Genomic DNA, 25,435 nt, shown 5'->3' on the forward strand with positions numbered 1-25,435 from the left:
ATTTAAAGTAAAAAGGGCTATCTTATTATTGGAGAGATAACCCTTTAGTATTAAAATTAGTTTTCAGCCTTTTCTATAATTTTAAAATCTAATTGTTTTTGGATGAGATTAGCTTTCATTACTTTAATTTTAACGGTGTCTCCTAGTTGATAACTATTGCCTGTTCTACTACCATAGACGGCGTGGGTTTTGGCATCGTACTGATAAGAATCATCCATTAAATCCCTTAGTTTTATTAAGCCTTCGGCACCATTTTCAGGAATTTGAACCCAGAAACCAAATTCGGCAACGCCAGAAACAACGCCAGTAAACACCTCGCCAAGATGTTTCTCCATAAACTTAACTTGCATAAATTTAATAGAATCTCTTTCGGCATCTGCGGCTAGGCGTTCCATTGCAGAGCAGTGTTTAGATTTTTCTTCGTATTCTGCTTTGTCGGGAGATTTGCCTTGGTCTAGATAGTGTTGTAATAGTCGGTGAGCTATAAGGTCGGGATAACGGCGGATAGGAGAAGTAAAGTGGGTATAATACTCAAACCCTAAACCATAGTGTCCTATTGGCTCGGTAGAATAAACGGCTTTACTCATAGAACGCATTGCGAGGGTTTCAATCATATTTTCTTCGCCTTTACCTTTAACAGATTTTAAAAGCTCGTTCATATTCTCCGCTACCTTTTGAGAGTTAGCAAGGTTCATTTTATAACCAAAAGTGGCTACAAAATCCCTTAGTGCTTCTAATTTGGTTGGGTCTGGGTCGTCGTGTACTCTATAAATGAAGGTTTTGCCAGTAGGGCTCCCTTTTTTGTTAAGAGAAATAAACTCAGATACTTTTCTGTTGGCGAGGAGCATAAATTCTTCTATAAGATGATTGGAGTCTTTGCTTACCTTGAAATAAACGCCTATAGGTTCGTTGTTTTCGTCTAAGTTAAATCTGACTTCACTTCGGTCAAAAGTAATTGCCCCTTTTCTAATACGCTCTTCTCTAAGGATTTTAGCGAGTTTGTCTAGGGTTAAAATTTCATCAGCCAAATCTCCTTTGCCTGTTTCTATACGTTCTTGAGCTTCTTCGTAGGTAAACCTTCTGTCGGAGTGTATTACGGTGCGTCCAAACCATTGTTTCTTTATTTCAGCCTTATCATTGAGTTCAAACACGGCGGAGAAGGTGTATTTGTCCTCATTAGGACGAAGTGAGCAAACCTCATTACTAAGTACTTCAGGAAGCATAGGTACCACTCTATCTACTAAATATACAGAAGTGGCTCTCTGATAGGCTTCTTGGTCTAGCAATGTGTTGGGAACAACATAATGAGATACATCGGCAATATGTACCCCAATTTCCCAGTTTCCATTCTCTAACTTTCTTATGGAAAGAGCATCGTCAAAGTCTTTAGCATCTTTTGGGTCTATGGTAAAGGTACAAATACCTCTCATATCCCATCTTTTTTTTACCTCGTCGTCTCTTATCTCTCGGTCTATGGCATCTGCTTCTTGCTCTACTTCCTCTGGGAAAGCATAAGGAAGACCATATTCTGCTAATATAGAATGTATTTCGGTTTCATGGCTACCAGGAGTTCCTAACACTTTAACGATTTCTCCGTGAGGATTTTTCTCGGTAGGATTCCATTCTACCATTTTTACCACTACTTTATCGCCATCTTTAGCCCCGTTGATTTTGTTTCGTGGTACAAAAATATCTGTGTTGATTTGCTTTTTATCACAAACCACAAATCCAAAATCTTTATGCTTTATAAACTCGAAAGTTCCTACAAATTCTTTACGGTTTCTTTCTAGTACTTCTATTACGGAGCCTTCTAGCTTTTTTGATTTGAAGTGATAGGTTACAATAAGAACTTTGTCTCCTTGTAGGGCATCTTTTACATTTTTGGAGTGGATAAAAATATCCTCCTCTAAACCTTCTACTCTCACATATGCATTGCCAGAGTGGTTAAAATCTATAAATCCTGTAAGAGTGTCTTTTATTTTAAGGTCTATAATATACTTGCCTTTTTCTACTTCTTTTATTCTCTCGTCTGCTAAGAGTTTGTGTAAGGCTTGTATAACCTGTTCTCTCTGGCGAGGGTTTTTGTAGTCTATACCATCAGCTATCTGCTTATAATTATATATTTTAGCAGATTGTTTGTTCATAAAACTAAGGATTTGCCTTCCTAAATCCTTTAATTTTCCCTCATTTTTTTTTGATATGTATTTTTTTTTCTTTGCCATTTTTGATATGTATTTTTATGATTAAGAATTTGTTAGAGGGGCGTGATGGTAAATTTTGTTAAACTTTAGCAAGATGCTATTTTAGACACTCTATTCTGGTGTCTCCCTCCTTCAAACTCGGTATTTAAAAATGTTTTGATGATTTCTAGTGCCAGTTCTTTTGAAATAAAACGAGCAGGAACGGCTACCATATTGCAATTATTATGCTGTCTAGCTAAGGCTCCAAGCTCTGGCATCCAACACAACGCACATCTGATGCCTTGGTGTTTGTTAGCAGTAAGCTGTACACCTTGCCCGCTACCACAAATGAGTATGCCCATTTCGTTTTCACCGTTTTCTACAGAACTCGCTGCAGGATGTACAAAATCTGGATAATCTACGGAGTTAGCAGAATTTGTGCCAAAGTCGGTAATATGGTATTCATTGGCTAATTCTTTTTTGATAAACTCCTTGTATTCAAACCCAGCGTGGTCGCAAGCGATAGCAATTTTTTTCATTTTTAAAATAAATTTTTATTAGACTTCCCACAAAAATAGCATTTAAAAATGAAAACTTATGAATTTATATCGTACAAATGTTTTTATATAATGTTTGATTCTGCAATTACTTGATGATAAAGTGAAAGGATTTTCTCTTCGTCCTTTTCCCAACATAGGGCTTCTGCTGCTTTTTCTAGTTCGGGTTGGTAGTGCAATCGTCCCTTTTCTAGCACACGGGTTATGGCTTCGGCAAGTACTTTTGGATCGTGAGAATCTACCATTTCTCCCACTTTAAAATCGTTATAAACCCTTTTCATTTCAGGGAAGTTTATCATCACGATAGGAACTCTACTCTGTATATAATCTGTCACTTTGTTCGGTAGAGAGTAGAGGTAGCTTACGCTTCCGTTTTCTTCAATACTAAGACCGACATCTGCCGTTTGAGTGAGTTTCCTTAGCTCTGCGGGGTGTAACTTTCCTAGAAACGAAACTTTATGGTTTAGATTTAATTTTTTTGTCAATGCTTCATATTCTTCCCTTTTGGGACCATCTCCAGCAATTTTAAAAATGACATTATCAAGATAGTTTAAAGCTCGTATAGCTTTATCTATGCCTCTAGACTGGTTGATGGCTCCTTGGTATAAAATTACTTTTGGAGTGTTTTGAGCTATAATGATAGGTGTGGTGATTTTTCTAGGGATATTACGCACCACTACAGGACGTACGGGATAGCGTTCTCTAAACCATTGGGCATAGCTTTCGCTTTCTGTCATCATATATTTGATTTTAGGAAGCGAATATCGTTCTACCAATTGCCAAATTTTTTGCGTCCATCTTCCTTTAATGGCTGGCATTTCGGTGAAGATTTCGTGACTATCAAAAATAAGAGGAATACCTAATTTTTTGGAAACCCAAAGGTTGGGGAGTATTGCATCTATATCGTTGGCGTGTAAGATGGTGTTTTTGTTCGCCTTTTTCAATAATTCGGTATAAAGTTTTTTATTGAACTCAAGGTATGCTCCACGGAGATTTTTCGATTTGATGTGTATTCTGCTAAAAGGATAAGGGCGCTCCATTGCTCCATTTCCTCCCCAATCGTTTCCAATGAGTTCTATTTGATAACCGTTGTCATAGAGAGTTTGGCAAACTTTTTCTATCCTCTGGTCTGTATATAAATTGCTGAAAGCTGATACAATTACTTTCATTGCTTTTTGGCTAAGAAAAGATAATATACCTGAACTATAGAAATAAGAATATTGGTGATAATTACAGGTAGGCTATCTATCAAGAAACCATAGGTTACAAACAGCAGACAGCCAATGAGGTTTACCATTCTTATCTTGTTAATTTCTTTTAGTAAAAAACTGATAGCAACAAAGGCTGACGCTAAATAGCCTATATATTCGGGATTCATAGTTTAAATTTTTACAAAACTAAGAAAAATATGCCATAAAGTCATTTTTTATCTTTGGTAAAGTATTTGTAACTTTGGACAAGTCTAAATAAACATTTTGAAGAATGAATCAATGGGTTTGTTTAGGAATCAATGACGAACAATTATGATGAGTAATAAATTTTCGGGAGGATTGGATAAAGTCCTCAAAGCGAGTGCTAAAGAAGCAAAAAGATTAGAAAGTGAATTTCTTAATACCGAACATCTCCTTTTAGGGATTATCAAAACGGATAATTCTGCTAAGGAAATCTTACAGAATTTACAGGTAGATTTAACCCAGATAAGAAGAAAGATAGAGGCTTTAAACTCCTTAGGTTCCAATGTGTTTCCACCAAAAGAAATGGAGGTAATACCATTTACTAAAATGGCGGATTATGCACTTAAAAGAGCGGATTTAGAGAGTAAAAGTTATCGTTCAGAACATATCAATACCGTTCATTTACTATTGGGTATTCTTTACAAAATGGAAGACCCTACAACCCAAATTCTAGAAAGTTATGATGTGGACTATGAGGCGGTTACTAAAGAATATCGCACAATGTTGGAGCAAAACGGGATTTTGCCTAAAATGAGTAGTGCCTATGACGATAATGAAGAAAGAGAGAGTTTTGGGCAATCTAATAAACCGACTAGTAATATCGGAACTGCAAAAAGTAAAACACCTACCTTAGATAATTTCGGTAGAGATTTAACGGCTTTAGCTAAAGAAGGAAGGCTAGACCCAGTGATTGGTAGGGAAAAAGAGATTGAACGAGTATCACAAATTTTGTCTAGAAGAAAGAAAAACAATCCCCTTCTCATTGGGGAGCCTGGTGTGGGGAAATCTGCCATTGCGGAAGGTTTGGCATTAAGGATACATCAGAAAAGAGTTTCTCGTGTATTGTACAATAAGCGTGTAATCACCTTAGATTTAGCTAGTTTGGTGGCAGGGACTAAGTACAGAGGTCAGTTTGAGGAAAGAATGAAAGCAATTATGACAGAGCTTGAAAAAAATAGAGATGTCATTTTGTTCATAGACGAGTTGCATACTATTGTAGGAGCAGGAGGTTCTACGGGAAGCTTAGATGCGTCTAATATGTTCAAACCTGCGTTGGCAAGGGGTGAAATACAATGCATTGGAGCCACTACTTTAGATGAGTACAGACAGCATATAGAGAAAGATGGTGCTTTGGAGAGACGTTTCCAAAAAGTAATGGTAGAGCCGACTTCCATAGAAGAAACCATTCAGATTTTGTATCAAATTAAAGATAAGTACGAAGAACATCATAATGTAATTTATACAGATGATGCCATCAAGGCTTGTGTTAATCTTACTTCTAGATATATCACAGATAGATTTTTACCAGACAAAGCCATAGATGCTATGGATGAAGCGGGTTCTAGGGTTTACATTAAAAATATGAAAGTCCCTACTGAGCTTGTAGATTTTGAAGCCAAAATAGAAGAAGCTAAAGACCTTAAACAAAAAGCAGTTAAGGCTCAAGACTATCTAGAAGCGAGAAGGCTTAAAGACGAAGAAGAGCGTTTGCAAATAGAACTTAATTTGGTTCAAGAAGAATGGGATAGAAATGTAAAGGAAATGAAAGAAACGGTTACAGAAGAGAATGTAGCAGAAGTAGTATCAATGATGAGTGGTGTTCCTGTAACTAAAGTTGGCAAAAACGAGCTTGATAAACTTGCCGAAATGGACAAAAATCTTAATGGCAAGGTGATTGGTCAAGAAGAAGCCGTTAAAAAAGTAGTGAAATCTATCCAAAGAAATAGAACAGGACTAAAAGACCCTAACCGACCTATTGGTACTTTTATTTTCCTAGGAACTACAGGAGTTGGTAAAACAGAGTTAGCAAAAGTAATGGCGAAAGAATTGTTCAACTCCGAAGATGCACTCATAAGAATAGATATGAGCGAATATATGGAGAAATTTGCGGTGTCTAGGCTTGTAGGTGCTCCTCCAGGATATGTAGGTTACGAGGAAGGCGGGCAACTTACAGAAGCTGTTAGGAGAAAGCCTTATTCGGTAGTGCTTTTAGATGAGATAGAGAAAGCTCACTCTGATGTATTTAACCTATTGTTGCAGATTTTAGATGAAGGTTTCGTAACGGATAGTTTGGGTAGAAAAATAGACTTTAGAAATACGATTGTTATTTTGACCTCTAACATTGGTACTCGTCAACTGAAAGATTTTGGTGATGGCGTAGGCTTCGGAACTTCAGCGAAAAAATCTAGTACCGATGCCCACGCAAGAAGTACGATAGAGTCGGCTCTTAAAAAAGCATTTGCTCCGGAGTTTTTAAATAGAATAGATGATATTATTATTTTCAACGCATTAGAGAAAGAAGATATTAAGAAAATTATAGATTTAGAACTTAATAAACTTTACCAAAGGCTAAGTAAGTTGGGTTATACTGTGAGCCTTACGGAAGAAGCCAAGGACTTTATTGCTGAGAAAGGTTGGGATAAAGACTTTGGTGCTAGACCACTGAAAAGAGCGGTACAAAAGTATATAGAAGATTTACTAGCCGAGCTTTTGGTGACCAAACAATTAAGTGAAGGCGAAAGAGTAGTCTTAAAACTAAATGAAGCTAAAGACGCTTTAGAAAAACAAAATTAAATAATTGATGTAGGTAAAATCCACTAAACCTTGTGTTTAGTGGATTTTGCTTTTTGAAATTTGAAATAGAGCTATGATAAATATTGCTATTCTTGGGTTGGGGTTTATGGGAAAAAAATACCTTACAGCCATTGAGGGAATTGATGAAGCACAAGTTTCTGCAATCATAGATGGTTTAGCTACTGAAAACATAGAGGATATACCTTATTTTAAATCTTTAGATGATTTTTTAAGTTCAGAAATTAAGGTGGATTTAGTGGTAATATCAACGCCCAACTATCTTCATTTTCCCCAAGCAAAAGCACTTTTAGAATATGGGTATCATATTTTAATAGAGAAACCGTTTTGTCTAAAAGGTTCTGAGATGGAAGCTTTAATTAAAATCGCTCAAGAAAGGCAACTGAAAATATTTTTTTCTACTCCAAATAGGTTTTCTCCTGCTTTGGCGTGGTTGAAAAGGATTCAGTCCGAAAATATTTTAGGACAGCCGTACCTTGTTCAAGTCAATTGCTTTTGGAATAGAGACCAAAGATATTATACACCACAATCTTGGAAGGGTAAAAAAGAGCTAGATGGAGGCACTTTATACACTCAGTTTTTTCATTTTTTAGATTTAATACTTTTTACCTTCGGAAAGGCAGAGCTACTGTCAAGTTATATGGGTGTCTTTAGACATCAGTCTTTGATAGAGATAGAAGATACAGGAATACTCACTCTAAAGTTGGCAACGGGAGGTTTAGTTAATTTTAATTTCACTACGGCGGTTTGGGATAAAAATATGGAAACTTCTATGAATATCATTGCTGAAAATGGGAGTGTTAAAATTTCTGGGCAGTACTTTGATGAGGTAAGTCTTTGTAATCTTAAAAACTACAAATTTAGTTTAGATGAAATTACTGATAATGAGTGTTCTAATTTGCAATTAAATTTAAAGTATGCATTAAAAAAACTTTCCGATACAGAATGTGATTTGGAAGAAATGCTTTATCATCAGAATTTAATTTCTTTGGTGGAGAACATCTATAGAAGCTCAAAATAAAAAACTTCTTATCTTTGTGATATGACTATAAAGGAAAAACAACAAGAACTGATAGACGAGTTTGCTTTCTTAGACGATTGGGAGCAAAAATACGAGTATATTATAGATTTAGGCAAAGAGCTTAAAGGGCTTTCCGAAGATAAAAAGCAGGAGGAAAATTTGATAAAAGGCTGTCAATCTAAGGTATGGTTAGATGCTTGTTTCAAAGATGGGAAAGTCTTTTTTGAGGCAGATTCAGATGGTATTTTGCCTAAAGGGATTATAGCAATGTTACTTTCTGTGTATAATGAACACTCTCCTCAAGAAATTCTAGATTCTGATTTTGAATTTATTTCAGAGATAGGACTTCAAGAGTTTTTATCTCCTTCTCGTGCCAATGGTTTAGCCTCAATGATAAAACAAATTAAATTCTATGCTTTGGCATTCCAAGCCAAGGTCTAATAAAAAGAGATGACGATACTAGCTTACCGTTTTTCTGCCTTTGGAGATGTGGCGATGATGGTGCCTGTGCTTAGAGAATTTTTAGAACAAAATCCTCAAGTAGAGGTAATTATGGTCTCTCGTAAAAACTTCGCTGATTTATTTAACGGAATAGATAGGCTTAAATTTCACGGAGCAAATTTAGAAGAATACAAGGGTTTTTGGGGATTAAATAAGCTTCACAAAGAGCTGTTGAGTATTTACAAAATAAATGTTGTAGCGGATTTACACGATGTTATTAGGTCTAAAATTTTGAACCGACTATTTAGGCTAAAAGGAGTTCCTGTATTCAAGATAGATAAAGGTAAGGAACAAAAGAAAAAACTTACAGATATCTGGAATTTAGACAAACGACAACTCAAATTAACCACAGAACGCTATGCAGATGTGTTTAGAGCCATAGGTTTTGAGGTTAAATTATCTCATCAGTATCAAGCTCTAGTGGCTGATAAAAAGGGGATTGGTTTTGCACCATTCGCACAGCATAAAGGGAAAATGCTTCCGTTAGAAAAGTCTTTTGAATTAGCAAAAATGATAGCAAAACAAACCCCACTTTTCTTATTTGGAGGAGGAGCAAAGGAAGTAGAGATTTTGAGCCAATGGGAAAAGGAAATCCCAAATACAAAAAGCGTTGCGGGACGACTTTCATTAAAGGAAGAATTAGAGAAAATTGCAGGGTTAGAAGTAATGATTTCTATGGATTCTGCTAATATGCATTTAGCAAGTTTGGTAGGCACTCGCTGCATTTCGGTATGGGCGGCTACACACTCTTTTGCAGGTTTTTTAGGGTATGGTCAAAAGGAAGAAGATATTGTGCAAGTGGAAGACCTTACTTGTCGACCTTGTTCAGTTTTTGGAGATAAAGCTTGCTATAGAGGCGATTGGGCTTGTTTGGAAGAAATAGATATACAAAAAATAGTAGATAAAATTTAATGATATCTATTTGTATTCCTATCTATAATACTGAAGTTACCACGCTAGTAACCGCTTTGAAATCCGAAATAAAAACGAACGATTTAAATGCAGAAATCGTTTTAATAGACGATGCTTCCGATGAGTATTACTGTGGGCTAAATAAACCGCTGGAAGTTGCTGTGGATACAATGGTCTGGCTTCCTAAAAATGTGGGAAGAGCTAGAATAAGAAACTTATTTTTGAAGTATGCTAAAGGTCAATATCTATTATTTTTAGATAGTGATGGCGAAATTATATCTAACCAATTCATTCAGAATTATCAAAAAATCATTACAGAGAATAAAGATGTAAAAGTCGTTTATGGCGGAGGTGGTACTCAAAAAGAAAAACCTTTAACAGGGCAGTATTTGAGATGGAAATTTGCTAATGAACGAGAAAATTTGCCTTTGCTTCAACGAAAAAGAAATAAGCGTTTATCTTTTCAGACCAATAATTTTCTAATAGATAGGGATATTTTTTCACAGTGTTTATTTGAAGAACAACTTACTGGCTACGGATATGAGGACATAGTTTTTGCAAAAGATTTAAAAGACAGAGGAGTCAATATTTTTCACATAGATAATCCTGTTTTAAATTTTTATTTAGATACCAATGAAGCCTATTTAAAAAAGATAGAAGATTCTATAGATAATCTTTGTTTTTTGTTAAAAAATTCTCCTAAAAGAGTAGAAGATATTAAACTTATCAAAGCGTACTACTTGGTAAACAAACTAAAATTGAACTCCCTTTTATCAAGGCTTTTTTCATCTTTTGGAAAAGAATTTCTCCGAGAAAAATTGCTTAGTGGAAAGGTAAGTCTTAGATACCTAGATATGTATAAACTGGGTTTATTATTAGAAAAAATAAATCCCTCCGTTTAAGAAGGGATTATTTATGAAGTTTAGGAGTTTAGTATCTCTTTTAGGCTTTCCAAATGCTCATAAGCAGTAAGGTCAAATTTCACAGGAACTACAGAAATATAACCTTCGGCTAGAGCGTTTTCATCGGCATCTTTGTTGGTGTCCATATTATTGAAATAGCCAGTAAGCCAATAATATTTTTTACCGTGAGGGTTTACTCTTTCATCAAAACTTTCTTCCCATTTTGCATGGGCTTGTTTACAAACTTTAATACCTTTTATATCCTCTTTTTTCAGATTAGGGATATTTACATTCAATACCATACCTTTAGGCATAGGATTTTCTAAGGATTTTCTAACGATGGTTTGTATAAATTCTTTAGCTTGAGAAAAATCTGCTTCCCAACTGAAATCTAAAAGTGAAAACCCAATAGCAGGAAGTCCCTCCACACCAGCCTCTACGGCAGCAGACATAGTCCCCGAATATATCACATTGATGGAAGAATTAGCTCCGTGATTGATGCCCGAAACCACAAGGTCAGGTTTGCGAGTAAGTATCTTATCCAATGCGAATTTTACGCAGTCCACAGGAGTGCCGCTAAGAGCGTAATCTTTCTGTGGGCCTTCCATAGAAATTTCTTCGTAGGTAAGGGTAGAGTTGATAGTGATGGCGTGTCCTTTTCCAGATTGAGGAGAATTAGGAGCCACTACGACTACATCTCCAATTTCGTTCATAAAAGAAACGAGGCTGCGTATGCCAGGAGCGGTAATTCCATCGTCATTGGTAACCAATATAAGAGGCTTTTTCATAATTTGTAACAAATTTTCACAAAAATAACCAAAAAAAATAGAGCAATGAAAAATAAGTATTAAATTTGGCATTCCTATTGCGTTTCAGTAGCGGAAAAAGGATTGTTTTAATTATTAAAATAAAGTATAGTTTTATGTTTAAAAAAATAAAAATTAATACACTATTATTATTTGTTCCACTTACCACTTTAATATTTTGCTTTAACTCACCTAAGAATGATGATGAGAAAATGCAGACTATTATGATGAGTGTTCGTAATACACTGTCTTATTTGCATTATAGCCCAAAGCCTATCAATGATGCGTATTCGCAAGATGTTTATAATAAATATTTTGAAAAGATAGACCCATTTAAGCGTTACTTCTTGAAGTCTGATATGCAAGAGTTTGAAAAACATAAAACTAAGCTAGACGACTATCTTAACCAAGGAGATTTAACTTTTTATAAACTTACTACCGACCGTCTTTATCAGCGTATGGAGGAGCTGGATGGGATTACTCAAGAAATTTTTAGTAAGCCTATTGACCTAAATGAAAATGAGGTGTTAGTTTTAGAACCAAAAGATAAAGAGGCTCCAGTTGATAAGGCGGATTTGGCTAAGGAATGGAAAAGGTATATTAAATATAATATTCTACAAGAAATGGAAGTGATGAGCAATAGAGAGGAGCGAAGAAAAAAACTCAAAGACTCTCTTATTGCTAATAAATTGAAGGACACTGTAACACTCAAGATTCTTTCTCTAGAAGAGAAAAAAATAAAAGCGACTGAAGAGATTAAAGACTTGATGTCTAATATGTTCAAGAGATTCCAAAAGAGAAAAAAAATGGATTGGTTCTCTGTTTATATGAATGCTTACACAGAAGTTTTTGACCCGCATACTAACTACTATTCTCCTAAGGATAAAGAAGATTTTGATATGCAGTTTAAAGGTTCATTTATAGGGATAGGGGCGGTGATACAAGAGAAAAAAGGAGGTATATTCCTTGGTGCTCTTACCGTAGGAGCTCCTGCTTGGAAGTCTAAACAACTCACCGAAGGCGATAAACTTATTAAAGTAAAACCTTCTCCTAAAGAGGAAGCTATTAGTGTTAATGGTATGTTGGTGGACGAGGTAGTAAGATACATAAGAGGTAAAAAAGACACACCTGTTACGCTTACTGTAATAAAGAAAGACGGAACGATAAAAGATGTTACTCTTATTAGAGATGAGGTACAGATAGAGGATACATTTGCTAGAAGTTTAGTTATCAATACAGCTAAAGGCGAGAAAGTAGGTTATATTTATTTACCGAGCTTTAATGCCGATTTTGGAGATGCTAAGGGCAGAAATGCATCTGATGATGTAAAAGCCGAAATTACAAAACTTAAAAAAGAGGGTGTGGCTCGTCTTATTTTGGATTTGAGAAATAATGGAGGAGGCTCACTTTCTGAAGTGGTAGATATGATGGGATTGTTTATGAACAATGGTCCTGTAGTACAAATAAAAGATGGAAATGGTAAGACGGAAGTTTATAAAAATAAAACAAATGCTCCTGTATGGGACGGTCCTTTGTTAATTATGCAAAACGAGTTGTCGGCTTCGGCGTCTGAAATTTTGGCAGGAGCAATGAAGGCTTACGGTAGAGCAGTTATCTTTGGTTCGCCTAGTTCTTACGGAAAGGGAACGGTGCAAACTTTTGTAGATTTGAATAGATTTTTAAACACTTCTGACGATTTTGGAGCATTGAAACTTACCATACAGAAGTTTTATGGTATAGACGGAGCTTCTAATCAGCGTAAGGGGATTACTTCGGATATTAGCCTTAAAGACTTCTTCTCTTATGCCGAAATAGGGGAGCGTTATCAGGACTATGCTTTGGCGTGGGATAAAATTGGGACTACAGATTTTAAACCACTTAACCAGCTTAATATCGCGGCTTTAGTTAAACGAAGCCAAGAGAGAATGGCTAATAACAGCACTTATCAGTTGCTACAAGAGTCTGCTCAATGGAAAGAAAGTTTGGATAAAGAGAAATCTATTACCATCAATCAATCTAAGTTTAATGATTTGATGAAGAAAAGAAAGCAGGAAATCGAGCGTTTTAAAGCATTGGATAAGTATAATAATGGACTGAAATTTACCCTCCATAAAGAAGAACTAATGAGAGGGAAAAAAGATACCGCTTTTGCTCATAAGAGTAATGCGTGGCTCAAAGGTTTAAAGAAAGACCTCTTTTTGCAAGAGGGAGTTAACGTCGTTTTGGATATAAAATAAATTTTTTAAGGATAATTGCTATGGGGGAGTATTATATCATTTTACTCCCCTATGCTTTTATAAAAATATAAAATATGAGAGAAAATGTCAATCAAATTACAGATGATGTAAATCTTACACTCAAACAAATTTTAGAATACGAGATTTTTTCTTTAGGAAAGTACAGTTTAAGCGTTTACGAAATTGCGGCAGCAGTTATCGTGATACTTATCGGGATTCTGATAGTTAAAGTTACCCGTAAGGTGATTTATAGGTCGGATAGGTTAGATTTGGGTAAGAAATTTGCGTTTTCGCAGATATTGCAGTATGCGATTTTTATCATTACATTTTTTATTGCAATGAAGGCTTTAGGCATCAATATTTCTCCTTTGTTGGTAGGTTCTGGGGCGATATTGGTGGGGATAGGTTTGGGGCTTCAGAATTTGTTTTTGGATTTTATTTCTGGGGTCATTATACTAGTGGACAGGACGATAAAGGTGGGAGATGTAATAGATATAGATGGTATTGTAGGGCGAGTGGACCAAATACATATGAGAACGACCTCCATTATTACAAGAGATAATAAGAGTATGATTTTTCCTAACTCGGTGCTTACCAAAGAAAAGCTAATTAATTTTTCGCACACAGATGAGATGGTTCGTTTTGATATAGAGGTGGGGGTGCATTACGATACGGATATAGACCTTGCAACCCGTATTCTTATGGAAGCAGCTATGGAAAACGATTTTGTTTTCAAAAATGAGTTATATCAACCCGTAGTTCGGTTAGAAAACTTTGGGGACAGCTCATTGGATTTAAAATTATTCTACTTTTCTAAAGAGTTGTTCAGAGCTCCGCAAACCAAAAACGAAATCAGAAGGCTTATTTTAGCCAAGTTTAGAGAGAACGGCATTGTCATTCCTTATCCTATTAGAACAGTGGAGTTTCCCAAATTATAGTGGTGGTCAGTTCTTGGGTACAAAATAATTGATATTAACATTTGCACACTTCTCAAAAAGGTTATAAGTTTGCTTTAATTTGTGAGGTATACTATCAGCGATATGCAAAAAAGTAAAAAAAAATGGTGTAAAAATTTGGTAGTTCCAAATAATTGTGTAAACACACACACACACACACACACACACACACAACTGTTATATACAATTGTGTGGAGCGATGGTATTGTACGGCTTTATACTTAGTTTTTTATTATGTAGGTTAGTTTTATGTTTGGTGAATGTGTACGATTTTCACCCTGTTGGTGTTCCTCTTATTTTATGGGAAAGAGGGGCCGATGTTTTGTAAAGAAGGACTAATATTTTAAAAGATACTTATAACTAATAAACAAAAAATATGAAAAAGATAGCCTTTAAAGGTTCATTATTTATTTTTTTAGGCTTTGGTCTGTCGGTATACGGGCAGTACAACGGTCGTGTAGGGATTAACACCATAGAGCCGCAGGCGACTTTAGACATCTCTAAAGTAGCTTTGGCGAATTTGCCCAAGGGGCGGGCACAAGGCGTGATACTTCCCAACATTAAGACCTCGGAGCGAAACATTTTTACTGGAGTAAAGGCGGGTACTATGATTTATAATACCACTAAAAATTGTATTGATTGGTACAATGGCACCCAATGGTCTTGTTTGGACGGTTCCCAAGCCGATATTCCGCCAGTTGTATCGTCAGCTTTTAAGAGTGGAGATAAACAGACGATTTCGGTTTATGATGCAAAACAATAGTTGCATTTGCTGAACTTTAGCTTCCTCTTACGGTGAGCGGCTTCGGCGAGCGTGGCATCAAGGATTAGCGTGGCGTTTTCGGAGGTAGGTTAAGGTCTAGGCTGTAGGAATTCCCAAACGGCACGCGTGAAAAAACAGGAAACAATAAAATAAAGTATAAACCATAAATAAAGAATAGAAAAATGAAAATAAAAATACCCTTGGGCGTTTTGGCTTTTTTAGGCTTTGGTCTGTCGGTGTATGGGCAGTACGAGAAGCGTGTGGGCATTAACACACCCACACCTCAAGCCACTTTGGAAATAGCCAAAATAGAGTTGGCAAATTTGCCCGATGGTCACGTGCAGGGCGTGATATTTCCCAAGTTAGAAACCTCAGAACGCAATACCTTTACCAGCAATGCAAAGGTAGGAACGATGATTTACAACCTCACCAAAAAGTGCATTGAGTGGTATGATGGCACCCAATGGTCTTGCACGGACGGCACTCACGCCGATATTCCGCCTACGGTGGTTGAGGTTCCGTCAGTGCTCCAAATTAAAGGCACTGATAAACGGATTGCATCGGTTTACGATGCGGATTTTCTTCCGTTCAGCACCCCTACGCAAGCGGCGAATTGGAACACCTCAATCCCTGCGGACGGAGCACCCGAAACTATGACGATTGATTATCAAGGGAAGCTAACGACCAGCGGCTACGAGGTTCAGATTCCTGTGGTAGCTACGGGCTCGGGAACTTTGCCGGCTTATAGCGTTGGGACTTGGGTTTCTCCTGCGTACACTCAAAACGGAGTGGGGCGAATGGTGGTTTTATCTTGGGGAGAGCAGTCTTTTACTACGAGTACCCGTTGGATTACGGCTTCGGTGAAGGCGTTGGGTGGCGATTTATTGGTGAAGAAGTTGGACATCAACGGCGGATTGGGAGCGGATATGAGCGGTAATTTGATGGCGTCCTTCCCACTTCCGGGGACAACGGAAAGATTTGAGCTAAGGGCGATAGCCGCCGTTCCTGATAGGTATTTTGATAAGAAAACCAATACGTATGCAGGAGGCGATGCAAGCAGTTCTACTTGGGCAGCCAATGAATACGAACATCAGATGCTGTATGTCCCGATAAAGGGCTGGGACGGCAAAATATGGTTGAATATGAACTTGGGAGCTGACTATGCCAAGGCTGGAGGAAACGACTTTGATTTGAACGCTGCCTACACCAAGACCGACCATAAAGCCTACGGCTCCCTCTTCCAATGGCAGCGGAAAGCAGACGGGCACGAGCTTATCAACTGGACCTCTTCTACAAGTGGTACGCCTAAATATGGTACTACCACTACTTTATCTAATTCTTGGACGAACCCGGGGCACAGGAATTCTATCATAGGTAATGGTTTAGATTATTATTCTTGGGTTACTAATACCTTAAATAATGCAGCTACTAATAAGAACTTATGGCAGTCAGGGCAATCCAATAACCCTTGTCCTGTGGGGTATCATGTGCCTACTCACGCGGAGCAGATGGCTTTGCATAATGCGATTTTAGGTTATGATGCAGGTACTTCATTTACAAATTCTAATAAGATGTGGAACGAGCAAGTGCTCCGCCTGCCTGCTAGTGGTTACCGCAGCACCGGCAATGCCGCGATCAGCAATCGGAGCAGCACCGGCTACTTGTGGAGCAGCGAGCAGTACAGTAGCAACAACTCGTGGAGCCAATGGCTCAATAGCGGCGGTAGCGGCGCGGGTAGCGGTAGCTATCGTGCGGACGGCTTTAGCGTCCGCTGTATCAAGGATTAGCCGAGAGCGTTTCCTGTCTTGTGAGGGGCATTGCCCAAAACGGGACGCGTGAAAACAATTTGCAGGGAGCGGGTGCCTAACCGCACACCTGCAGGAGTGCCAAAAAAGAAATAGTATAAATGTTAAAACAGAAATAGACAATGAAAATAAAGAAACACTTCAGCCTTTTGGCTTTCTTAGGCTTTGCCCTATGGGCATACGGGCAGTACGAAAAGCGTATGGGCATTAACACCGCCCAACCCAAAGCCACTTTGGAGGTGGCAGAGATGCCGATTGATGAGAATAATAAGGATAAACCTCAAGGCGTTATTTTCCCTCATATCAGTACCGCAGAACGGAACACCTTTACAAATGTACCCGAAGGCACAATGATTTATAACACCACCAAAAACTGCATCGACTGGTACGACGGGGCGGTATGGAAATGCACCAACGGCACACAGGTAGATGTGGCGTTTACTCCTTCGGAAAAGTGTTTAAGCCTCGTGTACGACCGCTGTTTCGGGAAGACCACTTTGGAATGTTTGGGCTATGGTGCCGATGTAAGGGAACACGATTTTATATACTGTGAAATTCAAGGACCGGACGGCAGAAGATGGCTCAGCAATAACCTCGGAGCAGAATATGCACGAGTGGGTTCTTCGGTATTTGACCCGACAAAACAAGCGACTTCCAAAACCGACCATAATGCGTACGGCTCTTTGTTCCAGTGGCAGCGTAAACCAGACGGGCACGAGTTGGTCAATTGGAGTGGAGCGGCAAGTGGGACTATGAAGTATGGGCACAACCCTACGCCTTCTACCTCGTGGACTATACCTGGGGACAACCGCTCAATGGGGAACTATACTCTTGTGTCGTGGGTTAAAGATGCGGTTAATATGGCTGGACCTTATAATTTGTGGGAAGTAAATGGTGAGAACAACCCTTGCCCCGACGGCTATCGTGTGCCTACCAATACGGAGTATCAGGCTTTAGCAGCTTCTGCCACTCTGTGGAGTGAAACCACGATGAAATTGCCTGTGGCGGGATTCCGTGGTTGGAGTACTTCGTCCATTGCTTTGGGAAGTACAGGATTGGTGGGGCATTATTGGAGCAATAAAGGTAGTATAGACCAGGCTTATAGCCTCAAATTTAATGAGAGTAGTGTAGAGAGTAATCGTATAGAATATAGAGCCAATGGTTTCAGCGTAAGATGCATCAAAAATTAGAACAGGCGGTATTGCTTTGGGTAAAATACCCTATCAATTTGGGTAGATTTATGCCTTTTTTTAAGAGAGATTGAACCCAATTTACAACCCCTCTCAAAGTGCCTATAATAGGGGTATTAAAAAACGTAAGCATCTTTTACCAAAAAGATGCTTACGTTTTGCCCAAAACCTAGTTACGTTTTTGTGAAAACCTGCTTATGTTTTTACAGAAACCTGGGCAGGCGTTTATTTTAGTTCTATCGGGTTGTTATTTTTTGCAGATTCTTCTTTGCTTTTTTCTTCCATTCTTCTTTTTGTGTTGGCGTCCATTTCAATCCTTATTGGTCCGCCACTTCTGTTAATGAACGAGAGAGGGTCTTCTTTAAACCTTTGTTCTATTTTTTGATAATCTTTCTTTTTAACCTCTATCGGTGCTGAACGATAGGAGAAAGAGGCAGGAGCTGCTATCTTCTTACTTTCCTTAAGGTCAAAGCTATAATCTCCTTTGGTATCTTCTACCTTTACAATAAGACCAGGAAGACCAAAAAATTTGTAAGGTCCGTCGGGCATTGGGATTTCTGTAGTAAACCAAGCGAGCCAAGTCCTGCCACCGTAGGTGGTTTTTGCCTTTTGGGTTTCATAATTACCTATTTTAGCGGTCTCGGGCAAAATTTCCCAAGTGGTAGGGTTGTTTTCTGTATAGCTGTAAGTATCGGCAGCAATACGGTTTTTAAAGGTGATGTTTTGGGAGGTATAATTTTTTTCTATGGAAAAATTGACGGCGGTGCGGTAGTTATCCATAGCTCCTCTATCAAAATTGAAATTTCTAGTTTCTCTCATTCTAGAAAATAGCGAATCTCTCTGCATTCTTTTTTCGGAATAGAAGATAGATTTTTGAGCCTCAACATCTAGAAATACGGTTTCTGTTTTAGTCTGCGTTCTGTTGGTAGAATCTGGTTTAAAACTCATTTCATAAACAAAACGAGTGGCTTGTGCCACCAAAACTTGCGTGGCTAATGTTAGAATTAAAAGGTAAAATCTCATAATGTGTAATTGTGATTTAGGGGGTTACTATTTGATGAATTTCTTTTGTTCTTCGCTAGAAAGGAGCAAACAATGCTTACGGGCAATATTCATTCTGTTTTTGGCAACGAGGTCGTACATTTTGTTCCTAACGAATGTGGGAACAGCCTTGCCAATATTTAACAGCCTAAACTTACCGCCCAAAACACGACCTATTTTAATAACGGCATCAGACTTAGTAAGGTAAAATGCATTGGGTTTCCAAAGATAAAGCGTTGAAAAGTTAGAGGTAGGCAGATTTCTGTCCTTTAAAAAACTTTGCCCAAAGGAAGATTGCAGTGCCACAAACCTAAAGTTATCATTTTTGTCATTCTTAAGTACCCATTGCACCCATCGGTTACAGACGCCACAATCTCCGTCGTAAAAAAGGTAATATTTAGAAAAATCTAAATTCATATCGTTTTAATCTTCGTCCTCGTTTCCATTTGTGTTGGTATCAGAGGTCTTACCAATAGACTGCTTTAGGAAGTTTAGCAACTCTTGCTTTTGCCCATCAGAAAGTTTTGCTTCAGAATGTACCAGTAGGTAAGACTCTAGTGGCATACCTCCCTTTTCTATTTCTTCAATAGACTCTTCTATTTTTCTGGTTTGCTTTTCAGGGCTATAAGTGGCAAATGTGGAGAAGTTGAGGTGTTTTCTGCCATCATCTATATGCTCTTTTACCAACCAAGCTACGGGTTGTATGTTGGTGTACCAAGGGTATTTGGTCTCGTTAGAGTGGCAGTCGTAACACGCATTCCTAAGGAGTTTTGCGGTGGATTCTGGCATTTTTTTAATCTGTGTAAAATCCATTCCTTGGTTCACAGCAGGATTGGTTTTGTCTATTTGGAAAAACTGAAGGATAATTCCTATAGCAAACAGGGCTAAGGCTACTTTTTTCATTCTATAATAAGTTTTAATAAGTTGAGGCGGTAAAATTATAAAAAATATACTGTAAAATGGTTTTTATAAAAACTTTTTGTAAGTTTATCCCCAGTAATTAGAATGATGATGAAAATATTGATTATTAACGGGGCTAATCTCAATCTCTTAGGAACTAGAGAGCCAGAAATTTACGGCAATACTTCTATGGCAGAAGTATTGGCTAATTTGAAGGAAAAATTTGTAAAACACAGAATAGATTATTTTCAGTCTAACCTAGAGGGAGAAATCATCAATAGAATTCAGAATGAAGACTACGATGCTTTGGTGATTAACCCTGGGGCGTTCACGCACTACTCTTATGCTATTGCCGATGCACTTAAAAATCTTAGAAAGCCTAAAGTAGAAGTACATATTAGTAACATCTACCGAAGAGAGGAGTTTAGACAAAAGTCCGTTACGGCAGCTTATACAGATGGTATTCTATCAGGATTTGGTATTAAAGGCTATCAGCTGGCAGTAGCGGCAGTCTTGGATTTGATGTAACTTACACTTGTATAAATTTTAGTATTTCACCAAAAATGTGGTGGGCTACTAGCTGAAATAGTGCTATGAAATAAATTTATATTAAATTTGCAGGAATTAAAAAATGTAAATTATGAGTTGTGGATGTGGAGCATCTGGAAACTCTACTCATACTTGTGGGACAAAATCAGCCTCGGGGTGTGCTAGTGTAGACACCTGCGGTAATAGTTATAAATTAAGTGTTTTTGATTGGCTTTCAAATATAAAGCCACCAGCACCTTCCCAAAATGAATTTGTAGAGGTAAGATTTAAAAACGAAAGGAAATGCTTTTTTAGAAATGTTCATAACCTCCCGCTTAGCATAGGGAGTGTGGTAACGGTAGAGGCAAATCCAGGGCACGATGTAGGGGTGGTAAGCCTTACAGGGGAGCTAGTAAAAATCCAAATGAAAAAAAAGAAGGCTAGCCCTGAAGAGTGCCTTAAAATATACAGAATATCCAATCAGAAGGATATAGATGTGTGGCAATCCACTAGAAATAAAGAAGAAGAGATTAAACTAGAAGCTCGCAAAATAGCAAGAAATCTTAGGTTGCAGATGAAAATTTCCGATGTGGAATTCCAAGGTGACGGTACCAAAGCCACTTTTTACTATACGGCAGATGGCAGAGTAGACTTTAGGCAACTGATTAAAGAATATGCTACTATCTTTCGTACTAAGATAGATATGAAGCAGATAGGCTACCGCCAAGAAGCCTCTAAAGTTGGAGGAATCGGCTCGTGTGGGAGAGAGCTTTGTTGTTCTACTTGGCTTACCGATTTTCGGTCTGTTAATACCAATGCTGCTCGCTATCAGCAGTTAAGTATCAATCCCCAAAAATTAGCAGGGCAATGTGGCAAACTTAAATGTTGCCTCAATTTTGAGTTGGATAGCTATCTAGATGCTTTAGATGCATTCCCTTCTACCAATACTGTTATTGACACAGAAAAAGGTAAAGCATTTTGTATAAAAATAGATGTTTTCAAAAAGAAAATGTGGTTTGCTTATGTGGAAAACTCTATGATGTGGTATGATTTAGATGTAGATGAAGTTAAAAGGCTTATCAAGCAGAATAGAGAAGGGAAACAAGCTCAACCACTGGAAGATTTGAAGAGCCAAACACATTCAAAAGAGGTTCACAATGTAGATCTTATTCAAGAAGATCGTATAGATAGGTTTGAGAAGAAAGATAATGCCAAGCGAAAAAATAGGAAGAGAAATAACGAAGGCATAAAACCGCAGAACAATAATAAAAATCCTCAAAATAATTCAAATAAAGAGGTAGGAACTGATGGGACTAAGAAAACTCGCTCAAAATATAAAAATAGAAGAAAACCTAACTCAAGGAATACAGATAATGACAAAGGTTAATGTTTTTTTGATGATGTTGGTGTTATTCACTTTGGTTTCCTGCTCATTATTTGGAGATGAGGAAGTGAGAATGAACAGCCTTGGTGGAGTATGGCACAAAAATACCTCGCAGAAATTTGAATTTGAAATAAAAGATGCTCAGAACCCTAAAAATATTATCTTTGTTATAAGAAATAATAATGATTATCCTTTTAGTAACCTCTACCTCATTAGTAAGATGAGTAAAGGGGATAAAGTTTTAGGGCAAATAGATACCCTAAACTATGTGTTAGCAATGCCGACTGGAGAGTGGATAGGTAGTGGCTTTGGTTCTACAAAGGAAACATTATTTCAATATAAAGTTAATTATAAATTCCCCGAAAATGGAGTCTATAACATAGAGCTTAAACAAGCGATGAGAAAAGATACTTTAAAGGGAATAGAAGATATAGGGGTAACAATCCAATCACCAAAATAGAATTTAATTAAAATGACTTCTGATAAAAATAAAAAACAGACGTTCCCTCTTCCGCCTAAAAAAAAGAGAAGTAGTGGATATAAAAAATGGGTTAAACTTATATGGCTAGGTCTAGTAGGCTTTGTAGTGGGTGTAGCAGGCTTATTTTTTGCTACCTCTCAAGGTCTTTTAGGAGAAATGCCAGATGTACAAGATTTAGAAAATCCTGATATTTACGTAGCTTCGGAGATTATCTCTTCAGATGGGGTAACTTTAGGTAAATTTGAAATGGAGAAAACAGACCCTATTACCTATAAGGATATGCCTCCTCATTTAATTTATGCTCTACAAGCTAAAGAAGATGAGCGATTTAAGGAACATTCAGGGATAGATTTAAAATCCATACTTAGGGCTATTCGTTTTGGAGGTGATAGAGGTGGAGGCTCAACAATCACCCAACAATTAGCCAAACTTTTATTTACTAAAAAGGCGTCTACTAATAAGTTTAGAAGGATTACCCAGAAGCTAAAAGAATGGGTAGTGGCGGTAAGCCTTGAGAAACGCTATACCAAAGAGGAAATTATTACGATGTACTTCAACAAGTTTGATTTTACATACAACGCTCATGGTATAGAAATGGCGTCGAAGATTTACTTCAATAAGAAAACTAAAGACTTAACACTTCCAGAAGCAGCAATGTTTGTAGCGATGTTGGAAGCACCTGTGGCTAATAATCCGCTTCGTAATGAGGAACGAGCTAAGAAGAGGAGAGATGTGGTACTTAAGCAGATGCTAGAAACGGGTTATATAGACCAAGCAACTTACGAAAAGGCAATAGCACAGCCATTAGTGGTGAATTATACTCCAATTAAAAATATTACTGAAGGAAATTCTGCTTATTATAAATATTATCTTAGAAAAGAAATCGCTCAGTATCTAAAAGATTATGAGAAGAAGACAGGTAAGTCAGTTAATTTGTTTAGAGATGGGCTCAAGATTTATGTAACTCTGGATTCTAGAATGCAGAAATATGCAGAGGAAGCTATTAAAGAACATTTAACGCAACTTCAGAAATCTTTTGATGCAGAGCAGAGAAGAAATCCTAGTCGACCGTTCTATAAGGTAAGTAAAGACCGTCAAAATAGAATTATGATGAGAGCAGTTAAGCGTACGGGACGTTATCAGCAGCTTTTAGCATCAGGTATGCCAGAAGATTCCATCATTATGGAGTTTCATAAGCCTACTAAACTAACGAGATTTACTTGGGATGGAGAGGAAGAAGTTGAAATGTCTCCTTGGGACTCAATTCGTTACCATAAACAAATTGCACAGGCTGGGTTAATGTCTATGGATCCATCTACTGGAGATATTAAGGCGTGGGTAGGAGGTATAGATTGGCAACATTTTCAGTATGACCACGTGAGACAAGGTAAAAGACAGGTGGGGTCAACGTTCAAACCATTTGTTTATGCGGCAGCGATTATGAATTTGGGAATGACGCCTTGTACTCCTATTTCCAATGCAACATATACAAAGGGAAGTTGGAGAGTGTTAGGTTCAGGAGGCTCGCTTACTCTTAGAGATGCTTTAGCTCATTCCAAAAACCCTGTGGCTGCAAGGCTTATAGAATCTGTGGGAGTAGATAATGTGATTCAGTTAGCTAGAGATTTAGGGGTTGAAAGTGATATTCCTAGAAATAATACAATTGCACTAGGTTCTTCCGAAATTACAATATACGAAATGCTAGGAGCTTATAGTACTTTTGCCAACTTTGGTAACTATGTGAAACCTGAGATGATATGGCGTATAGAAGATGCCAATGGTAGGGTAATAACAGAAGTAAAATCTGAGTTAAAAGAAATAATGAATGAGAAGTATGCTTATTCTATGATTGATTTGATGAAAGGTGTGGCTGCCTATGGTACAGCATCTGGAGAGCTAAGAAGAAAAGGTATTAGTGCAGGTGTTGAAATCGCAGCCAAAACAGGTACAACTAACGATAACTCAGATGGTTGGTTTATAGGTATGGTGCCGAAATTAGCCACAGGCGTTTGGGTTGGTTGGGAAGATAGAGATACTCACTTCTGGAGTACAGGTGAAGGGCAAGGTGCTAAGATGGCATTACCTATATGGGCTCTATTTATGAAGAAAGTATGGGCGAATAAGAGTCTGAATATATCCCCAGAGGAAAAATTTGTAAAACCTTCGGATTGGACGAATGGTTGTGATGATCTTAGAGGTATGGGAGGCTATGGCGACGAAGGAGGGCTACAAACTTTAGATGAGTTAAGAAATCCTAAACCAGTAGAGGCTAAGCCTAAAGGCTCTTCTACAGGGCGGGAAGAAAATATAAATGAGAAATTAAACTCTTCAGAGGAAATAGATTTTAATCAATAAGAAAATATCTTAAAAAAACGCTCCTAAAAAAGGGGCGTTTTTTTGTAATATAGTAACATTTTACTTTACACAATGATTATTATTAAATAAATAAAACTCGTTTTGAAGCTTATTCAAAACGAGTTTTATTTATTTTGTTATTACCTTTTTTAAAGAGCGTCAGTACAGAAAATCATGTATTTCACTGGAGTAGCAGATTTAAAGTAGCTTCTTATATTCCTCAAATCACTTGCTGCAGCTTCTTTAGTAAAATAACTACCAGCTAATACTTTGTAATTTGGTCTAAGCGAAGCATCAAGTTGTACTTTTATATATGGGAATCTTCTTCTAAAGTATAGGGCTACTTCGTCTGCTTCGTTCTTACTTTTCACTACTACGAGTTGTATCTTATATCCCAGTATCCTAGGGTTTTTTCTGCAAATTTCAGCGTTAGATAGGTTTCTACTAGCGTTTGTCGTGTTAGAAGCGGAGGCGTAATCAGATTTTTCATTTCTTTTCGTCGTACCTTCCTTTGTTGCACACCCTTTTTCCAAATTATCTAGAAGAGAGCTGATATTTTTATCTGTAGTAATACTGAGTTCTGTACCATCTAATGTGTCTTTTTTGATGATAGTATTTTGTGCACTACCAAAAGAAAATGCTAGAAATAAAGAGGTACAAAGTATCGAATCCGTTAAACTTTTCATTTGAATTGGTTAAAATCTTCGGCAAAAATAGTAAAACTAAAAAATATACAAGTCTAAAACTTACACTTAAATCTTAATAATTAGTTTAGAATAATTATAAATTAGTTAAATATGACAATTTGCATTAGTTCTAGTCTGTTAAATTTGTGTTAATGTCTTATTTTTGCCCAACTGAATATAAAAT

23 protein-coding genes are annotated in these 25,435 nt (G+C 37.3%); 14 read left to right on the forward strand and 9 right to left on the reverse strand.

The genetic code is table 11. The features are described from left to right. Positions 1–56: 56 nt before the first annotated feature. The 4 genes from rnr to D1003_RS06655 all read right to left on the reverse strand — a co-directional run bounded on the left by rnr (position 57) and on the right by D1003_RS06655 (position 4,115). Positions 57–2,222: a ribonuclease R gene (gene rnr, locus D1003_RS06640; RefSeq protein ID WP_153936212.1), complete on the reverse strand. Its 2,166-nt coding sequence runs from the start codon at positions 2,220–2,222 to the stop codon at positions 57–59. A gap of 65 nt (positions 2,223–2,287) precedes the next feature. Further along, positions 2,288–2,719 carry a ribose 5-phosphate isomerase B gene (rpiB, locus tag D1003_RS06645; protein WP_153936213.1) on the reverse strand — a complete coding sequence of 144 codons (432 nt, stop codon included), beginning with the start codon at positions 2,717–2,719 and terminating at the stop codon, positions 2,288–2,290. Positions 2,720–2,802: 83 nt separating this feature from the next. Then, positions 2,803–3,906 (reverse strand): glycosyltransferase, encoded by a 1,104-nt coding sequence (locus D1003_RS06650; RefSeq protein ID WP_153936214.1) that lies wholly within the window; start codon positions 3,904–3,906, stop codon positions 2,803–2,805. Further along, entirely contained in the window at positions 3,903–4,115 is a 213-nt protein-coding gene (locus D1003_RS06655; RefSeq protein WP_014937720.1) for a YgjV family protein, read from the reverse strand. Before D1003_RS06655 ends, D1003_RS06650 begins: the two co-directional genes overlap by 4 nt. 145 nt (positions 4,116–4,260) lie before the next feature. Here D1003_RS06655 and D1003_RS06660 point away from each other — a divergent pair, with 145 nt between their 5' ends. The 5 genes from D1003_RS06660 (at position 4,261) to D1003_RS06680 (ending at position 10,119) form a co-directional block, all read left to right on the forward strand. Then, positions 4,261–6,765: an ATP-dependent Clp protease ATP-binding subunit gene (locus D1003_RS06660; protein ID WP_153936215.1), complete on the forward strand. Its 2,505-nt coding sequence runs from the start codon at positions 4,261–4,263 to the stop codon at positions 6,763–6,765. Positions 6,766–6,838: 73 nt separating this feature from the next. Beyond that, entirely contained in the window at positions 6,839–7,804 is a 966-nt protein-coding gene (locus D1003_RS06665) for a Gfo/Idh/MocA family protein (protein ID WP_153936216.1), read from the forward strand. A gap of 21 nt (positions 7,805–7,825) precedes the next feature. Continuing rightward, complete coding sequence (locus tag D1003_RS06670) at positions 7,826–8,245, forward strand: SufE family protein (protein WP_153936217.1); 420 nt, start codon at positions 7,826–7,828, stop codon at positions 8,243–8,245. 9 nt (positions 8,246–8,254) lie between these two features. After that, a complete protein-coding gene (locus D1003_RS06675) occupies positions 8,255–9,217 on the forward strand; it encodes a glycosyltransferase family 9 protein (RefSeq protein WP_153936218.1) in 963 nt (320 codons plus the stop codon). Further along, positions 9,217–10,119, forward strand: coding sequence for a glycosyltransferase family 2 protein (locus D1003_RS06680; RefSeq protein WP_153936219.1), 903 nt, complete (start codon positions 9,217–9,219; stop codon positions 10,117–10,119). Before D1003_RS06675 ends, D1003_RS06680 begins: the two co-directional genes overlap by 1 nt. A 20-nt stretch (positions 10,120–10,139) precedes the next feature. Here D1003_RS06680 and surE read toward each other — a convergent pair whose 3' ends face one another. Further along, positions 10,140–10,907, reverse strand: coding sequence for a 5'/3'-nucleotidase SurE (gene surE / locus D1003_RS06685; RefSeq protein WP_153936220.1), 768 nt, complete (start codon positions 10,905–10,907; stop codon positions 10,140–10,142). 134 nt (positions 10,908–11,041) lie between these two features. Between surE and D1003_RS06690 the strand changes: the two genes are divergently transcribed. The 5 genes from D1003_RS06690 (at position 11,042) to D1003_RS06710 (ending at position 17,876) form a co-directional block, all read left to right on the forward strand. Then, the gene (locus tag D1003_RS06690) at positions 11,042–13,162 is read left to right on the forward strand and encodes a carboxy terminal-processing peptidase (RefSeq protein ID WP_153936221.1); all 2,121 of its coding nucleotides are present in this window, start codon (positions 11,042–11,044) and stop codon (positions 13,160–13,162) included. Positions 13,163–13,236: 74 nt separating this feature from the next. Further along, the gene (locus D1003_RS06695) at positions 13,237–14,100 is read left to right on the forward strand and encodes a mechanosensitive ion channel family protein (protein ID WP_153936222.1); all 864 of its coding nucleotides are present in this window, start codon (positions 13,237–13,239) and stop codon (positions 14,098–14,100) included. 394 nt (positions 14,101–14,494) lie between these two features. Then, positions 14,495–14,881: a hypothetical protein gene (locus D1003_RS06700; protein ID WP_153936223.1), complete on the forward strand. Its 387-nt coding sequence runs from the start codon at positions 14,495–14,497 to the stop codon at positions 14,879–14,881. 182 nt (positions 14,882–15,063) lie between these two features. Further along, positions 15,064–16,668: an FISUMP domain-containing protein gene (locus tag D1003_RS06705; protein ID WP_153936224.1), complete on the forward strand. Its 1,605-nt coding sequence runs from the start codon at positions 15,064–15,066 to the stop codon at positions 16,666–16,668. 140 nt (positions 16,669–16,808) lie between these two features. Continuing rightward, positions 16,809–17,876, forward strand: coding sequence for an FISUMP domain-containing protein (locus tag D1003_RS06710; RefSeq protein ID WP_153936225.1), 1,068 nt, complete (start codon positions 16,809–16,811; stop codon positions 17,874–17,876). A gap of 225 nt (positions 17,877–18,101) precedes the next feature. On the opposite strand, the gene D1003_RS06715 is transcribed toward D1003_RS06710, so the two are convergent. The 3 genes from D1003_RS06715 to D1003_RS06725 are packed head-to-tail and all read right to left on the reverse strand — an operon-like array spanning position 18,102 to position 19,820. Beyond that, the gene (locus D1003_RS06715; RefSeq protein WP_153936226.1) at positions 18,102–18,899 is read right to left on the reverse strand and encodes a GLPGLI family protein; all 798 of its coding nucleotides are present in this window, start codon (positions 18,897–18,899) and stop codon (positions 18,102–18,104) included. Between the two features lie 27 nt (positions 18,900–18,926). Continuing rightward, on the reverse strand, positions 18,927–19,334 hold the full coding sequence (locus D1003_RS06720; protein WP_153936227.1) for a thiol-disulfide oxidoreductase DCC family protein: 408 nt from the start codon (positions 19,332–19,334) through the stop codon (positions 18,927–18,929). A 6-nt stretch (positions 19,335–19,340) separates the two neighbouring features. Continuing rightward, positions 19,341–19,820, reverse strand: a complete 480-nt coding sequence (locus tag D1003_RS06725) for a heme-binding domain-containing protein (protein WP_153936228.1) — start codon at positions 19,818–19,820, stop codon at positions 19,341–19,343. Between the two features lie 108 nt (positions 19,821–19,928). Between D1003_RS06725 and aroQ the strand changes: the two genes are divergently transcribed. From aroQ to D1003_RS06745, 4 genes are all read left to right on the forward strand, one after another. Next, positions 19,929–20,345 carry a type II 3-dehydroquinate dehydratase gene (aroQ, locus tag D1003_RS06730; RefSeq protein ID WP_041320658.1) on the forward strand — a complete coding sequence of 139 codons (417 nt, stop codon included), beginning with the start codon at positions 19,929–19,931 and terminating at the stop codon, positions 20,343–20,345. 112 nt (positions 20,346–20,457) lie between these two features. Beyond that, a complete protein-coding gene (locus D1003_RS06735) occupies positions 20,458–21,732 on the forward strand; it encodes a regulatory iron-sulfur-containing complex subunit RicT (RefSeq protein WP_153936229.1) in 1,275 nt (424 codons plus the stop codon). Continuing rightward, positions 21,719–22,189: a gliding motility lipoprotein GldH gene (locus tag D1003_RS06740; protein ID WP_153936230.1), complete on the forward strand. Its 471-nt coding sequence runs from the start codon at positions 21,719–21,721 to the stop codon at positions 22,187–22,189. The genes D1003_RS06735 and D1003_RS06740 overlap by 14 nt, the downstream gene beginning before the upstream one ends. A 12-nt stretch (positions 22,190–22,201) precedes the next feature. Next, complete coding sequence (locus D1003_RS06745) at positions 22,202–24,565, forward strand: penicillin-binding protein 1A (protein ID WP_153936231.1); 2,364 nt, start codon at positions 22,202–22,204, stop codon at positions 24,563–24,565. A gap of 149 nt (positions 24,566–24,714) precedes the next feature. On the opposite strand, the gene D1003_RS06750 is transcribed toward D1003_RS06745, so the two are convergent. Then, positions 24,715–25,251 carry an SPOR domain-containing protein gene (locus tag D1003_RS06750; protein WP_153936232.1) on the reverse strand — a complete coding sequence of 179 codons (537 nt, stop codon included), beginning with the start codon at positions 25,249–25,251 and terminating at the stop codon, positions 24,715–24,717. Positions 25,252–25,435: the final 184 nt, after the last annotated feature.

The organism is Riemerella anatipestifer (assembly GCF_009663465.1).
GTDB classification, from domain to species: domain Bacteria; phylum Bacteroidota; class Bacteroidia; order Flavobacteriales; family Weeksellaceae; genus Riemerella; species Riemerella anatipestifer_C.